Origin of the sequence: Advenella sp. RU8, assembly GCF_048381675.1 — a bacterium.
Lineage (GTDB): Bacteria > Pseudomonadota > Gammaproteobacteria > Burkholderiales > Burkholderiaceae_B > Advenella.
The window spans coordinates 487,882-503,813 of the sequence record NZ_JBLWIS010000001.1 but is presented as its reverse complement, the minus strand read 5'-3'; the positions used below and the strand labels follow the sequence as shown (position 1 = coordinate 503,813).

Below are 15,932 nucleotides of genomic sequence, written 5' to 3'. Positions count from 1 at the left end.
AAGTTACGACATAAGTAATCTCTTAAGCGACATACCAAGCACAACCCGTTCCATCCCTACGCATTAGCAAGACCCCTATTAAGCAAATAAACGCCAGACATGAAAAAGCCCCAAGCAACCGGAACAAATCCGGATGATTGGGGCTGATTCAGCAAAAGCGTACTTGCCCGTTTTTAAAAACCAGGCAATGACCAGTAATTAATTGGCGCTTTTTGCGTATCTTTCTGCACTAGCCACAATTTCAGCTTTGGCGGCTTCTACACCTTCCCAGCCTTTAACCTTGACCCATTTGCCTGGCTCCAGGTCTTTGTAATGCTCAAAGAAATGCTGGATGCGCTTCAACTCTTCTTCAGGCAGATCCGCAGAAGACTTGATGTTGCGATAAACAGGATACAGTTTGTCAACAGGAACCGCCAACAATTTTGCATCACCGCCGCCTTCATCGTCCATATGCAACACACCGATAGCACGGCATTTGATGACTGCACCGACTTGAATCGGGAAGGGAGCAATCACAAGTACATCAACCGGATCGCCATCATCTGAAATAGTTTGGGGAATATAGCCATAGTTGCAAGGATAATGCATGGCCGTCATCATGAAACGGTCAACAAAAACAGCACCAGTTTCTTTATCCACCTCGTATTTTACGGGGTCAGAATTCATTGGGATTTCAATAACCACATTGAATTCATCTGGTAACTTTGAACCTGCTGGCACACGATCTAAACTCATAAAATAACCTTTAAAGATTAAAAGAAATATTAACTATTTTCTGCTTTGTTTTCCGGCTTCATAACCAGGGATGGGAGCAGTATCAAAATACTCATCAGCCTGATAATCCGTATCTGCCGAAATCTTTGTCGACATGATCCGCTCATCCAGATTATCCAGTTTCTTCCTGTCTGGCGGACCGTCCGGATCTTCCGTTGTATCTGCCGCCGGTAGAATACTATCATTATTCAACACGGGCAATGCCGAAGTGGCCGCTGAGGCGATACGCCAATGCTTGATGGCATCCTGAGCGCGCCCAAGCCGGTCATAGAGGGTTCCCAGCAAGGCGTGGGTCAGGGCTTCATCGCGGGAAACGACCGTTTCCAGCCCTGCCTGTGCTTGAGATTGTACGCCCGCTTCAGCGCTAATAGCCAGGCTACGGGTAAGGTAGCGTTCCGCCTGCCCCCATAACTGACCTTTCAGGCATAAATAGCCCAAGGCCGTCAACAACTGTGGATTATTACCGTCATTTTTCAGCCAGGTTTGCGCCATGGCCAAACGATCATGAACCAATTCACCCGCAGTCTGCACATAGGCTTTTAGCAAACGGGCATCTTTTGTAATTTCCAAGGCATGTTCCAACACCTTGCCCGCATTTTTACTATCACCTTTGGCATCAAATCGCGCAGATGCAGCCAGTGCCACCAATGGCATGGTTTTTTCATCGCTATTCAGGCTTTTCCATACATATTGCCATTCTTCCGATGCGGCACTATTGATAGTGCCGGCTGCCGCATGTTCAATAAGCCTTAATGCCTCGAAACGATCAAGACGACCTTTTTTCAGCATTATGCGAGCCAATGGCAATAACTTTTCATTATTACCGGTTTGCTTGTAAGCCCGCAACAACAGTTTTTGTATATGTTCCTGATTACTGCCATTCGCCGTATCAAGCGCCTCAAGCAAAGCTTGAGCCTGTTTGGATTCCCCCTGATCCAGCAACAACTCGGCCTTGACCGTAGCCGTTGCCTCGGCAAGTCGGGGAAAATGGCTGGACTTTTTTTCCGCCATCAGCAACAGTTTGTCACGTTCCTCATGATGGCCCGACATATGCGCCGCCTTGGCTGCGGCCAAACTGGCAATTGCCTGACGCGATGGATTGTGGCTATGATTGAACAATCGCGTAAAATCTTTTTCTGCCAAACCAGCACGACCCTCGATCAGTTCAAGCCACCCCTTTTCGAGCAAATCAACATCTTTACTGGTATGACGCCGAACCCGCCATTGTTTATAGGTGGTGGGGGATGTGCTTAAAGCAACAATAAACCTGACCAACAAGTAAACAAGCACAAAGGCGATAAGCAACAAGAAAATGCCCGTCATCAAGGAAACCGTGCGACGCTCGTCTCCGGTAACCAGCATGAAATAACCGTTTGAATCTTGAATAAGAAGTGCAAAACCCACGGCAAGCGCGAGTAGCACAAGTAATTTTAGACCTGTCCTCATGGCTTACTCCTGCGGTTTACCCAAATTGATAATCTGGTTTCTGGTTTCCTCAATCGCTTTTACACTATGGGTAATTTGTGGCAATTGCGGCCTTACCGGGATTGCCAGCAAGCTACGGGTCTGCGCTAGCGCATTCCGGGTTTCCGGGGCATCCTGGTTATAGTATTTCAGCAAAGCGGCCTGCACGGCCTCAAGAGAACTGGTCCAGATGCCCTGCTGGGCATTCAACAAGCCTTGCTGCGCAAATCGCAAATCAAGCTTGAGGTTGTTTTTAAGCGCTGCCGCTTGCCCGGCAGAAATCAAGGCAACCGTTGGGTCATCCAGTTTTTCAACCCGAACCAGACCACCCAGGTCGGATTTCAGCATACCAACAGCACTTGATGGCCAGGACTTAACCTCTTCCCAGGCTTTTTCATACCAGTTCAAATCGGGATTAGCAGATACCTGCAAGTCTTGTTCACCTTGCGGGCTGTTAGCATTTCCCGGCAAAACCGTTGACAAATGATCTACCCTATCAGGTGAAACCAGTGGCGCTTTATCAAGCAACTCGATTAACTTGCCTACTTCCTTGAACAGCGTTTCCTCATTCATGACTGGTGCCGATTTAAGCATCACAATATCTGAAGACACTGCACCAGCAAGCCCTGAAAGAATAGGATTATTGGCACGCTGGATAGTTTGCCGCGCCATTTCCAATGCACGCACGGCATTAGGCAGGTTACCGGCAATGCTTAGTTCATTATCAGCAGACTGAACCAGGCGGGCAACATCATTGACAACAAACAGGCTAACATCAACATCAGCCCTGCTAAGCCGTTGCTCAAGCAACTCGGTGTACTGCTTCTGCATTTGCTGCAATTCAGCCTTAAGCTGATTGATTTGCTCGGTTTGCTGATCAAGCTGCGCTTTGAAAACGCCCGCCAAGCCGTCTTCAGCGACGGCACTGCCTGTCGCAGGAGATTGTGCCAATTCCTCAGAACCAACTGCTTCAGCCACAGAAACAGTCGCTTGTATATTGCCTGATTCCGTCCCACTTACGATTGGGTTAGCGTTAACCGTATCGCCGTGTTCCGTATCCTGGCTTGCACCTGCCGGCACATTCTCCACTGTCACAACAGGCGCGGCCGTTTTTTCTTCAGGCACAATTCCTTCATTTACAGCCACAGTTTCAGACTCTTTCACCGCACTGCCGGGGGTCTCTTCTGCCTGTACTGGCGCCTGGCTGGCTTCCTGCGGGATTTCTGTTGGTGCTGCTTCAGGCGTTGAAACGATTGCATCCGGCTTAGCATCCTCAGCAAGCTGTTGTGTACGGGAAGATGAATTGCCTTTTAACCACATGCCGCCATTTTGGGATTGCTGTGTCATATAAACAGCCCCGCCCACGACCGCAGCAACTACAACCACCGCCGCTCCAACCACTTTTTTATTAACGCCAGACTTGGAGCCAGATGTTGACGATGTGGACACTGATTCTTCTTTAGACCCGATTTGTTCATGCTCAACGGCATCAGATGCGCCTTCAGACGCAATATTTTCAGTATTGTTATGATGCACGTTTACTTCTGGCGTACTCATCTCTTGGTTATCTGAAGATTGAATACTATCCTGTTTTTTCTCATCCATGTTTTTTGATCCCTTGCTGAGATTATGGTTTTTGGAATGTAAATTATGGCGTGTTCGCTTATTTCTCATAATCGCATTGTAGTGGAAGATGGCGACTATTGTAATTAAGCTATGCTTAACTTCTCAAATATTGAAGCATCGCTTGGTTGACATATATTAATGACAACCGTCTTTTTGGGCAAACCATACTCAGCCATGGCCCTGTTCAAATGATCACGGAGCCGCTCTGAGATTCTTGGATGGGTAACCACAAAATGATGATCAAGACAATATTGAACCAGCCCGTTACGTTTCAACTCACTGAACACACTGTCAACGCTTTCCTTGCTGGTAAGAAGCCAGCATATGATTTTATTTGACTGACACAACACCGACATTTGCTCACTCTCGGCCACTGTCCACAATCGGGGTTTTCTTTCATACACCGACAAAAAAGTCACCGGTATGTTCAATCCCTGTAGTTTCTCGGCCAGCCATTGGCGACCCGCCTGTCCGCGAACAACCAGGACACTGGTAAATGTCTGCAAGTCTTTTTTTATCAATTCGTCAAAAAATGCCTCTGAATCCTGATATTCAGCCTTAGGGTCCGGATAAATAATTTGCTCGGGAGGCACACCTTGCGCCAGCAAAGCATTGGCGGTTGCCATGCCGACAGCGCCTGCATATAACCCTTTAGGCCAACTTCGACCATATTTTGCCAGTGTTTCAAAAAACACCTGGACAGCATAACCGCTGACAAAAAAAACCAAACTATAACTGGCAATATCAGGAACTTCCCTTGCTGTTAAAGGCAAGGGAAATCGCTCAATGGCAGGAAGTTCTGTAACCTGAAAACCCGTCTCGAGCAGCAATGATTGTAATAATGAATTCTTGCCTGCCGGACGGGTAAGGATGATATGTCTGTGCATGTTTTCTTGCAACTCAAGAAAACAGGGTTAACTATTCAGCAATGTTGCCAAGATTTTGTCGGCACCCGCCTGATGCAGCTCTTTGGCAACATCAAGGCCCAGTTGTTCTGCCTGCTCGACAGGACCACTACTTTGCGCACGCAGCACTTTGGTTCCGTCGGGTAATGCTACAAACGCCTGAATGGAAAGCATATTGCCATTGATAACCGCATGAGCAGCCAAAGGCACCTGGCAAGAACCGCCCAAAAATGATGAAACTGCCCTTTCTGCCGTCACACATGCCAGGGTTTCCTCGCATGACAAGGGCTGCAAGGCAGCAAGCACATCGGTGCGAGACTCAAGAATTTCTATCCCCAGCGCCCCCTGCCCGGCAGCAGGCAGACTATCCTGCACCGAGAGGCAACTGCGGATTCGCTCCTGAAGACCCAAACGTTGCAACCCGGCTGCAGCCAGGATAATGGCATCATACTCACCATTATCAAGTTTACCAAGACGAGTATCAAGGTTGCCACGTAGGGGCTTTACATCCAGGTGTGAGAAATTGGCCCTGATTTGTGATTCACGGCGCAGGCTGGAGGTACCCACCACAGCGCCCTTGGGCAAATCGGCCAGTTTTTCGTATTTATTGGATACAAATGCGTCACGAGGGTCTGCACGGTCCATGACAACCCCCAGCTGGAATGGAGAACGTAGATCCATTGGTACATCTTTAAGGGAATGCACGGCAAGATCGGCCCGGCCATCAAGCAAGGCGGTTTCCAGTTCCTTGACGAACAGACCCTTACCACCCACTTTTGACAGGGTGCGATCAAGAATCTGATCGCCCCGGGTCGTCATGGTCAGCAGTTCGACACGGCAGGCTGGATACAACGCCTGCAACTTAGCCTGCACAAATTCGGCCTGCCATAAAGCCAAACGACTGGCTCGGGTGGCGATAATCAATTTTTCAGGTTGTACTGACATTGCGGGCTCCTATTTAAAATAATTGGCAAGGACAGCAATGACAATACCGATAACCGCCAGGACAAACAAATATTGCAACAGGGTAAGTTTGGGTTTTTGTGACATATTTTTTACTGACTATCCTAAAAATAAATACGGGCTATTCAGCCTTTTCGCTGGCTTCAGCGGCTTTTCGTGAAGCAATCAGCTTGCCCACAATCATGACAAACAAGGCGCAACCTATCTCGGCAGTATACTTGACTGTAGCAGCTGACTCGGCGCCACCAAAGAAGGTGTTTTGAATATACACATCGCCAACGAACATACCACCTGCCAACCAGCCCAGCAAACCGGCGCCAAACAGGATAACCAGCGGGAACTTGTCAATGATCTTGAGAACGATGGTACTACCCCAAATAATAATGGGCACACTGACCAGCAAACCGAAAATAACATAAGCAGTCTGGTGATCGACATGTGCGTTGCCTGCGGCACCGGCAATTGCAATCACGTTATCCAGACTCATGACAAAGTCAGCGATAAGAATGGTTTTCACTGCACCCCAAACACTGCTGCTGGCCTGAATACCTTCTCCGTGATCTTCCTCGGGAATGAGCAACTTGATACCAATCCAGATAAGCAAGGCACCGCCAATCAGTCTGAGGAATGGTATTTTGAGCATTTCCATGGCAAACATGATAAGCACCACGCGCATGGTAATCGCACCAACCGTCCCCCAAAGAATACCTTTGAGACGTTGTGCCTTTTGCAGGTTTCGACAAGCCAGGGCGATAATAATTGCATTATCCCCGCCCAGGAGAATGTCGATCACAATAATTTGACCGATAGCGGCCCAATGGATCTCTTGAAAAAACTCTAACATCTTTTTACCTATTTTTTGTTAAGAAGACAGTTCATGAACAGGCAGGATTTGACCACCTGTTTTGAAACAGCCTTAACGGCTAAATGCTACCTAAATTGAATCATGTATTTACTGCGTTTCCGAAGAAAACAGCAAATTATAATTCAGTTCAAGGTCTTTTTAATTTTCAACGGCAAAAGTCCACCTTATAAATCTGGCATGGGAGCCAGCACTACAAACTGGACTTTTTCTTGCTAATACAACAAGCGCTTGATTACAGTGGCATTTTTCCGTAATCAAAAAACCGCCAATCAATAATATTGAAAGTGGCGGTTTTTTGATTTATTGAAGCATATTACAAAATGGATTTAAGTAATTTGCCCATTTCAGAAGGATTGCGGGTAGTACGAATACCGCAAGCTTCCATCACTTCAAGTTTGGCATCCGCAGTATCTGCTCCACCAGAAATGAGGGCACCTGCGTGACCCATGCGTTTTCCGGGAGGCGCTGTAACACCGGCGATAAAACCAACTACCGGTTTTTTCATGTTGTCTTTGGCCCACAAAGCCGCATTGACTTCGTCAGGTCCGCCAATTTCACCAATCATGATAACAGCTTCGGTTTCAGGATCGTCGTTGAACATTTTCAGGATGTCAATGTGCTTCAGGCCATTGATAGGGTCACCACCAATACCAACCGCAGCAGACTGACCCATGCCCAGCTCAGAAACCTGTGCAACGGCTTCATAAGTCAATGTACCGGAACGGCTGACAATACCGATTTTACCTTTACGGTGAATATGGCCAGGCATAATACCAATCTTGATTTCATCAGGAATGGTCAAACCAGGGCAGTTAGGGCCCAACAACAAGGTTTTCTTGTTTTCAGCGCGCATGCGATTGCGAAGTTCAAGCATGTCACGGACAGGGATACCCTCTGTAATGCAGATGGCCAAATCCAGGTCTGCTTCAGCTGCTTCCCAAATTGCTGCCGCTGCACCTGCTGGTGGAACGTAAATGACAGAAACGGTTGCGCCAGTTTCCTCTTTAGCTTCTTTAACAGATGAATAGATTGGGATACCTTCGAAATCTTCACCTGCACGTTTTGGATTAACGCCAGCAACAAAAGCTTCTTTGCCATTGCCATACTCACGGCACATACGTGTGTGAAACTGGCCGGTTTTACCTGTAATACCCTGGGTAATTACTTTGGTATCTTTATTGATAAGAATAGACATTGATGAATTCCTTACTTACTTGGCTGCTTCAACAACTTTCGTTGCTGCTTCTGCCATGGTGTCAGCACTGATAATGGGAAGACCTGAATCTTTCAGCATTTGCTTGCCCAGCTCTTCATTGGTTCCTTTCATGCGTACAACCAAAGGAACGCTCAGGTTAACTGCACGGCATGCCGCAATAACGCCTTCGGCAATAACGTCACAACGCATGATACCGCCGAAAATGTTAACCAGAATGGCTTTCACATCTTTGTTTTTCAACATGATTTTGAAGGCTTCGGTTACTTTTTCTGCAGTCGCGCCGCCACCGACGTCAAGGAAGTTGGCAGGTTCGCCACCAAACAGCTTGATGGTGTCCATGGTTGCCATGGCCAGACCGGCACCGTTTACCAGGCAGCCAATATTGCCGTCTAACTGGATGTAGGCCAGGTCAAATTTGCTGGCTTCGATTTCAGCGGGATCTTCTTCGTCAAGGTCGCGGTAAGCCACGATCTCTGGCAAACGGTACAAAGCGTTTGAGTCAAAGTTGAATTTGGCATCAAGTGCAATGATATCGCCTGAACCGGTAAGGATCAGCGGGTTGATTTCAGCCAAAGAGGAATCAGTTTCCCAGTAGACTTTATACAGCTTCTGGAATTCGGAAGCAGCCTTGGCAACGGAAGATTCAGGCACACCAATGCCACGCGCCAGGTTAGCTGCGTCTTCGTCGGTAAGTCCTGTAGCAGGATCAACAAATACCTTCAGGATTTTTTCCGGTGTTTTTTCGGCAACTTCTTCTACATCCATGCCGCCTTCGCTGGAGGCCATGACACAAACGCGCTGGGTAGCACGGTCGGTAACGATACCAACGTAGTATTCTTTTTTGATGTCAGCACCCTCTTCAATCAGAAGACGCTTCACTTTCTGACCTTCAGGGCCTGTCTGGTGTGTAACCAGTTGCATACCCAGGATTTCAGAAGCCAATTGACGCACTTCATCAATGGAACGGGCCAGTTTGACACCGCCGCCCTTGCCACGACCACCGGCATGAATCTGGGCCTTGACAACCCAAACCGGTCCGCCCAGTGTTTCTGCTGCTTTCACAGCCTCGTCAACAGAGAATGCGGGAATACCGCGAGGTACGGTAACGCCAAACTTCTTCAGAAGTTCTTTACCTTGATACTCATGGATCTTCATGTATTACCTATATAGATGTAGGAAAAAATAAAATGACCTGCTTGCGCGGGAGGGGCCACCATCAATTGATCTTGACTGCTTCGATCGTCTCGTTGACATACCAGTCAGGGTAAAACTCTTTGACCACCGGTGAAGTTAAAGCCAGGGCATGACAACCTTCAAGCTGAAAAGGTTTTTTACCGGACTTTGCTTCTTTGCGGTTGCGGGATGCCGACAAACTTTGGACAAAAACCGTTGGCAATAGTACAACAAGTTCGGACATATGCGTGCAACCAGATGTTCTGGAAAATCGCTCTTTGACTGCGTTGCGAAAATTCCTGAGCAAATGCAAGCCAACCAGCCCCTTGTAGGCGGCCTCGATTGCCGAACAGGTTTGATCGTAAGGCGCATCATCATAATGCGCACGGGCATCACGCACCTCTCCGTCTTCTGTTACCAGCAGACAGATTTTCATATTATGCACAGGTGAACCCGCCACTTTAATGCCGCCATTGCGCTTGGGAAAATCGTAAGCCTTATAATCGAGCAAGGATGCCTCTAGCTCCCACAACCCATCCTCCCTTAAAAAGGAATTCATTTCTATTTTTCGGGTATGAATGGGTTTGCGGCTTACTGAAGTATCAAACGACATTATGAGACGAATTCAAGAGCAATTGATGAATGATTGCGGAAAGTATAGCGTACCCGTAAATCATCATGCGTGGATTCTTAAATCCGTCCTTTATTTTTAGGGTTTACCCTAATATCAATCAAAATTTATAGCCTATTGCAATCTCAAGGCCTTGGCCGCCTCAACCATTTTTTCAAGTGCAGCTCGGGTTTCAGGCCACCCCCTTGTTTTCAGCCCACAATCAGGATTGACCCATAAACGCTGTTTATCTATCTGCCCAGAGGCTTTTTCCATCAGTCGTACCATCCAGTCGGTATCCGGAATATTCGGGGAATGAATATCATAAACACCAGGACCAATTTCATTGGGATAATGGAATTCTTCAAAAGCACGCAACAATTCCATATTGGAACGGGAGGTTTCTATGGTAATCACATCGGCATCCATAGCGGCAATCGCCTCAATGATGTCATTGAATTCGGCATAGCACATGTGCGTATGGATTTGCGTGGTATCCTCAACGCCAGAAGTTGACAGGCGAAACGCATCAACCGCCCAGTCCAGATAAGACTGCCATTTTCCCTTGCGAAGTGGCAAACCCTCGCGAAATGCAGGCTCATCAATCTGGATAATGCCAATTCCCGCTTTCTCAAGATCAAGAATTTCCTCTCGCAATGCCAATGCCAGTTGACGGCATGTTTGCTCCCGTGGCTGGTCATCACGGACAAATGACCATTGCAACAAGGTAACCGGGCCAGTCAGCATGCCTTTCATCGGCTTTTTAGTCAGGGATTGGGCATAAGCCGTCCACCCTACCGTCATGGGAATAACACGGGCAACATCCCCAAAAATAATAGGTGGTTTTACGCAGCGTGAACCATAGCTCTGTACCCAGCCATTTTCAGTGAAAGCATAGCCAGCCAGCAGTTCACCAAAATACTCAACCATATCATTGCGCTCAGGTTCTCCGTGAACCAGCACATCCAGCCCGACCTCCTCCTGAAAAGTCACTACCTTGGCAATTTCTTCCTTGATGGATGCCTCATACTTTGCATCACTCAGGGCACCCTGTTTCCAGTCACGACGCAAAGCCCTGATTTCCGTGGTTTGCGGAAATGAACCAATAGTCGTCGTCGGAAACAGGGGCAAGTCCAAGGCTTCACGCTGTTTTTGCACACGCTCTTTATAGGGTGTGCGATCACGCCTGATCTGACTGGATTGGGAAAGTTGCTGTTGAACCAACGGGTTATGAATCCGCTTTGATATTTTTCTGTTATTAAGCGCCTGTTGCTGCCGGGCCAGGAAATCCTCAATAGAAGGTGTCAGGCGTTTATCCAGCACAGCCGCCAGTACGGTTAACTCCTCCAGCTTCTGGATCGCAAAAGAAAGCCAGGATTTTATTTCTTCATCAAGTTTGACTTCATAAGCCAGATCCACCGGCACATGCAATAAAGAGCAAGACGGCGCCAACCATAAATTTTCACCCAGTTGTTCTTTTAACGGTTGCAAGCGGGCAGCAGCCGCTTCCAGATCAGTTCGCCAGATATCACGGCCACTGACAATGCCGGCCGACAAGACCTGTTCTGGCTGAAGGTAATCAGCGATAGATTGAAGACAATGATTGCCACGCACCAGATCCACATGCAAACCGGCTACCGGCAAACTGCTTACCACGGAAAGATTGTCATGAAGACCTTCAAAATACGTTGCCAGCAAAATTTTCTGTTTCTGTTGTGCCAGTTGTTGATACACCTGCCTGAAAGCCGCTTGCCAGGCCTGGGGCAACTCCAGTGTCAGGATGGGTTCATCAATCTGCACCCACTCTACGCCCTGCGCATGCAAGCGTGCCAATACCTGTTGATAAACCTCGAGCAAGGCAGGAATCAAGGCCAGCTTGCGCTCGTCAGCTGCGCCATTGGTGAAATCTTCGCCCTTGCTTAACCACAAATAGCTTAATAAACCGGGGATAACCGGCTTGACTTGATAGCCTTGGGACAATGCCTCATCGACATGATCAAACAGATAACCGCGGACAATCCGGAATGTTTGTCCGGCTTCCAGCTCAGGAACAATATAGTGATAATTGGTATCAAACCACTTGGTCATTTCACAGGCAGCTGTGGCCTGTCCGGTCGGTGCCTTGCCGCGCGCCATCCTGAACAAAGTGTCCAGCCCCACTTCCTGATTGGGATCTTGTTCAAAACGGGCAGGAACCGCCCCAATCAAGGTACTCCATTCCAGAATCTGGTCATACCAGGCAAAGTCCCCCACGGGCAGCAAGGAAACGCCCGCATCTGCCTGCTGTTGCCAATGTCTCCTCCTGAGCTCCTGCGCGACAGCCCCAAGGGCCTCGGCATTGATTTTCCCACTCCAATATTGTTCCAGCGCTTTTTTCAGTTCCCGTTGAACACCAATCCTGGGGAAGCCTAAATTATGAATTATTGTCATATTAATCCTAAATAGCATGAATAATTATCAAGTATTTGGATTTTGCCTTACAATTAACATGAATATATCTCAAAATTTTAAACATAACATGAGAAATTCTAATATTTAAATATAACTCATTGATTTTAAATAATATTTAAATCATACAAACTAACAATCCTGTTTAAAAGAACCTACATATGCTGGAAATCAAACATCTTGAAACGCTTACGGCAATTCGAAATTTTGGCAATCTCCAGGAAGCAGCCGACCATCTCTCTGTTACCCAATCTGCCCTTTCACACCAGCTGCGCGACCTTGAAAACAGGCTGGGCACCAGCGTATTGAATCGTCGCACCCGCCCCGCCAGACTAACAACCGCCGGCTTGCGCATACTTGCGCTGGCTGACGATATCCTGCCAAAAATCAAATCAACCGAAAGAGAGCTGCAAAAACTGGCAGCAGGCAACACCGGCAGGCTGCACCTTGCCATTGAGTGCCATTCCTGCTTTGAATGGCTGATGCCCGCCCTTGACGCCTACCGGCAACAATGGCCACAAATTTCACTGGATCTATCAGCGGCATTTTCTTTTGCGCCTTTCCCTGCTCTGCGCCGGGGCGATCTGGATCTGGTCATTACCTCAGACCCTGTACGTTCGGAAAACATTGATTACATCCCATTGTTCAAATATGAGTTGGTTGTTGCCGTATCCGCTGCCAATCCGCTTTCGCAAAAGCGATATATCAAGCCCCAAGATCTTGCTAACCAAGTCTTGATTACCTACCCGGTTGATAAAGACCGACTGGATATTTACAGTACTTTTCTTGAGCCGGCCGATATCGAGCCTGCAGCCACGAGAACAGCTGAGTTGACTCCCATGATCATCCAACTGGTTAACAGCAATCGAGGCGTGGCAGCCCTTCCCAACTGGACCCTGACCGATTACGTCAACCAGGAATGGCTTAAGATCTGTCATTTAGGTACCCCCCCTGGTATTTGGCAAACACTGTATGCCGCTGTACGCAGTGAAGACCGGAGAGCCAGTTATATTCAGGCTTTTCTAACCCTGGCCAGGGAAATTTGCTTTAAAAACCTATCAGGCATTAGAGCCTCATAAATAAAATTTGAAATTTTATGGTCACAATGTTAAGTTATAAACTATAAAAAGAAAGGGGTTCCTTTAAATCCAGAAAGGCATCCACTTCCTGTATTTCACAATTGCCCATCATTTATTGATGCAGTTGTTTTCTTTACATACCACTAAAGGAAAGCACATGAAACACCAGGAGTTAACAGGAGTAGACAATCCAAAACCAGTCACCAATAAATCATACGAATACCTTAAACAATTATTGGCCTGCAGCAACATCACCATCAATGGCAATCACCCCTGGGATATCAAGATTCACGACCCCACGGCAGCCGACCTGATCCTGGCACATGGCAGCAAGGGCCTGGGTGAAAGCTATATGGCCGGCATGTGGGATTGCCAACAAATTGACGAGCTCATTAATATAATCCTGCGTACCAAACTGGATACCAAAATAAGAAACCTGAGCACCCTGTGGTACAGCCTGCGGGCACAAATCCTGAATCACCAAACCCGTACCCGCGCATGGGAAGTCGGAGAAACACACTATGACATTGGCAATGATTTTTTTGCCAAAATGTTAGATCCCTACATGACTTACACCTGCGGCTATTGGGACAAGGCCGACAACCTGAATGATGCGCAGTTGGCAAAACTGGATCTGGTCTGCCAAAAACTGGACTTGAAACCCGGCATGCATGTCCTGGACATCGGCTGTGGCTGGGGCAGCTTCATGCGTTATGCGGCAGAAAATTATGGTGTGCGCTGCACAGGGATAACCATTTCAAAAGAACAGGCCGAATACGGCGAACAATTATGCCAAGGCCTGCCGGTTACGTTTCGCCTGCAAGATTATCGAGACCTGCATGAGCAATATGATGCAATTGTCAGCCTGGGCATGTTTGAGCATGTCGGACGCAAAAACTATCGCACCTATTTCGAGGTGGCCCGTCGCAACCTGAAGGAAGACGGCTTGTTTTTACTGCACACCATTGGCGGACAAATTCGCGACCACCACCCCGACCCCTGGATTGACAAATATATTTTCCCCAATGGGGAAGTCCCTGTCATTGGCCAGATTTCCGATTCACTGGAGTCTTTGTTCGTGATTGAGGATATTCACAATTTTGGGGCCGATTATGACAAAACCCTGATGGCCTGGCATGCCAACTTCGAAAAACACTGGCATGAATTCAAGAACCAGTATTCTGAACGTTTTTATCGGATGTGGCGTTATTATTTATTGGTCTGCGCCGGTTCATTCAGGGCACGCTCAAATCAATTATGGCAATTGGTCCTGTCTCCGGAGGGTATAAAAGGGGGTTATCGACGTCCCAAGCTATAAAACACTTCAGGCAAAGATAACCCACTCTCTTGTGTTTAACAGGACTCAAACACGGCTATGGACTCTACATGGGCAGTATGGGGAAACATATTGATGACACCAGCCGATATCAGTTTGTAAGCTCCGTTTTCAACCAAGACACCCGCATCACGCGCCAGTGTCGCCGGATTACAGGAAACATAAACGATACGCTTGGGTCTTTCCGCTGACGTGAGTTGTGCCAATGCCCGGGCTACCTCCAGCGCCCCTTCACGGGGCGGATCAATCAGCATCCGGTCAAAATAGCCAAGATCCCGTAACCATTGCACATCCACCTCAAACAGATTCAGGGTAGAGAAACTTGTTTTATGCTCAAGGCCATGGTCTTTTGCGGCATCAAGCGCCCTGTCTGTCAGGGTTTTACTGCCTTCTATACCCACCACCTCACGGGCTTTAGTGGCCAAGGGCAAAGTAAAATTACCCAAGCCGCAAAACAAATCAGCCACCCTGTCCTGGGATTGCACATTCAGCAAATTAAGTGCCCTGGCAATAAGGGCCTGATTGATCTGATGATTAACCTGGGTAAAGTCAGTAGGCTTATAGGCCATGCGCAAGCCAAATTGCGGGAGGCTGTAAGCCAGTTTGCCTGCATCTTTTTCATGCAAGGGTTTGACTGTTTCAGGTCCTTTGGACTGTACCCACCAGATAATTTGATGTTTATCTGCAAAATCATCCAGCAAGGCAAGATCATTTTCTGTAAACGGATCCATATGGCGGATGGTTAAAACCGTAACGCCATCCCCAATTGCCACTTCAATCTGCGGAACCCGCTCACATACGCTTAAATTGCCAATAAGCTGCCGCAAAGGTACCAATAAATCAGATACATGTTTAGGCAAAATATGGCATTCAGTCATATCGGCAACATATCCGCTTTTGCGTTCATGAAACCCAACCAGAACCGTGCCTTTTTTTCTGACGTAACGCACCGATAAACGGGCACGGTAACGATAACCCCAATCGGGGCCATGCATGGGCGCCAGCACATGGGGAATGTTAAGCTTTGATATATGCCGGAAGCAATCTTCCAGTGCCCGCTGTTTGACCGCGACCTGGGTCGCCGTATCCACGTGTTGCATGGCACAGCCACCGCACATGCCAAAATTTGGGCAACGGGGCGTTACCCGTAAGCTGGACTCTTTCAATACCCGCTGCGTGCGGGCAACTTCATACGAAGGTTTCTTCCTGAGAATAGTGGCTTCAACCACCTCTCCGGGTAGCGCCCCCTGGACAAAAATGGTTTTTCCTTCACGACGTGCGATGCCACGTGCCTCAAGATCCAACGACTCTATAGACAATACTTCAGACATGACTGTTCCAATCCAAATGAAGCACCTATTGTAAATTCAAGCATGCGTGCAAATGAACGAAGTCGTCAAAAACATAAAAAAATCCCGGTTAAAAAAACCGGGATAAAAGAGAGGATAGATGTTACAGCTACAAAACTATTCA

The 15,932-nt window shown here is 47.7% G+C and carries 13 protein-coding genes; 2 read left to right on the top strand and 11 right to left on the bottom strand.

Annotated features, from left to right (window positions below; genetic code table 11):
* Window positions 1–198 precede the first annotated feature (198 nt).
* The 10 genes from ppa to metE all read right to left on the bottom strand — a co-directional run bounded on the left by ppa (window position 199) and on the right by metE (window position 12,026).
* The gene (gene ppa, locus ACM5Q9_RS02370) at window positions 199–735 is read right to left on the bottom strand and encodes an inorganic diphosphatase (RefSeq protein ID WP_418143120.1); all 537 of its coding nucleotides are present in this window, start codon (window positions 733–735) and stop codon (window positions 199–201) included.
* Window positions 736–768: 33 nt separating this feature from the next.
* Complete coding sequence (locus ACM5Q9_RS02365; RefSeq protein WP_418143119.1) at window positions 769–2,220, bottom strand: heme biosynthesis HemY N-terminal domain-containing protein; 1,452 nt, start codon at window positions 2,218–2,220, stop codon at window positions 769–771.
* A 3-nt stretch (window positions 2,221–2,223) separates the two neighbouring features.
* Window positions 2,224–3,843, bottom strand: coding sequence for a uroporphyrinogen-III C-methyltransferase (locus ACM5Q9_RS02360; RefSeq protein WP_418143118.1), 1,620 nt, complete (start codon window positions 3,841–3,843; stop codon window positions 2,224–2,226).
* Window positions 3,844–3,947: 104 nt separating this feature from the next.
* Window positions 3,948–4,751 (bottom strand): uroporphyrinogen-III synthase, encoded by an 804-nt coding sequence (locus ACM5Q9_RS02355; RefSeq protein WP_418143117.1) that lies wholly within the window; start codon window positions 4,749–4,751, stop codon window positions 3,948–3,950.
* A 27-nt stretch (window positions 4,752–4,778) separates the two neighbouring features.
* Entirely contained in the window at window positions 4,779–5,714 is a 936-nt protein-coding gene (gene hemC, locus ACM5Q9_RS02350) for a hydroxymethylbilane synthase (protein WP_418143116.1), read from the bottom strand.
* Window positions 5,715–5,853: 139 nt separating this feature from the next.
* A complete protein-coding gene (locus ACM5Q9_RS02345; protein WP_418143115.1) occupies window positions 5,854–6,576 on the bottom strand; it encodes a TerC family protein in 723 nt (240 codons plus the stop codon).
* A 334-nt stretch (window positions 6,577–6,910) separates the two neighbouring features.
* Window positions 6,911–7,792, bottom strand: a complete 882-nt coding sequence (sucD, locus tag ACM5Q9_RS02340; protein ID WP_418143114.1) for a succinate--CoA ligase subunit alpha — start codon at window positions 7,790–7,792, stop codon at window positions 6,911–6,913.
* Window positions 7,793–7,807: 15 nt separating this feature from the next.
* Window positions 7,808–8,968, bottom strand: a complete 1,161-nt coding sequence (sucC, locus tag ACM5Q9_RS02335) for an ADP-forming succinate--CoA ligase subunit beta (protein ID WP_418143113.1) — start codon at window positions 8,966–8,968, stop codon at window positions 7,808–7,810.
* A 61-nt stretch (window positions 8,969–9,029) separates the two neighbouring features.
* The gene (locus tag ACM5Q9_RS02330) at window positions 9,030–9,599 is read right to left on the bottom strand and encodes a DUF2889 domain-containing protein (protein WP_418143112.1); all 570 of its coding nucleotides are present in this window, start codon (window positions 9,597–9,599) and stop codon (window positions 9,030–9,032) included.
* A gap of 132 nt (window positions 9,600–9,731) precedes the next feature.
* On the bottom strand, window positions 9,732–12,026 hold the full coding sequence (gene metE, locus ACM5Q9_RS02325) for a 5-methyltetrahydropteroyltriglutamate--homocysteine S-methyltransferase (protein ID WP_418143111.1): 2,295 nt from the start codon (window positions 12,024–12,026) through the stop codon (window positions 9,732–9,734).
* 179 nt (window positions 12,027–12,205) lie between these two features.
* Between metE and ACM5Q9_RS02320 the strand changes: the two genes are divergently transcribed.
* Window positions 12,206–13,123 (top strand): LysR substrate-binding domain-containing protein, encoded by a 918-nt coding sequence (locus tag ACM5Q9_RS02320; RefSeq protein ID WP_418143110.1) that lies wholly within the window; start codon window positions 12,206–12,208, stop codon window positions 13,121–13,123.
* A 157-nt stretch (window positions 13,124–13,280) separates the two neighbouring features.
* Window positions 13,281–14,441: a cyclopropane fatty acyl phospholipid synthase gene (gene cfa, locus ACM5Q9_RS02315; protein ID WP_418143109.1), complete on the top strand. Its 1,161-nt coding sequence runs from the start codon at window positions 13,281–13,283 to the stop codon at window positions 14,439–14,441.
* Between the two features lie 35 nt (window positions 14,442–14,476).
* Here the strand turns inward: cfa and rlmD are convergent, their stop codons facing one another.
* Entirely contained in the window at window positions 14,477–15,790 is a 1,314-nt protein-coding gene (gene rlmD / locus ACM5Q9_RS02310; RefSeq protein WP_418143108.1) for a 23S rRNA (uracil(1939)-C(5))-methyltransferase RlmD, read from the bottom strand.
* Between the last annotated feature and the right edge of the window lie 142 nt (window positions 15,791–15,932).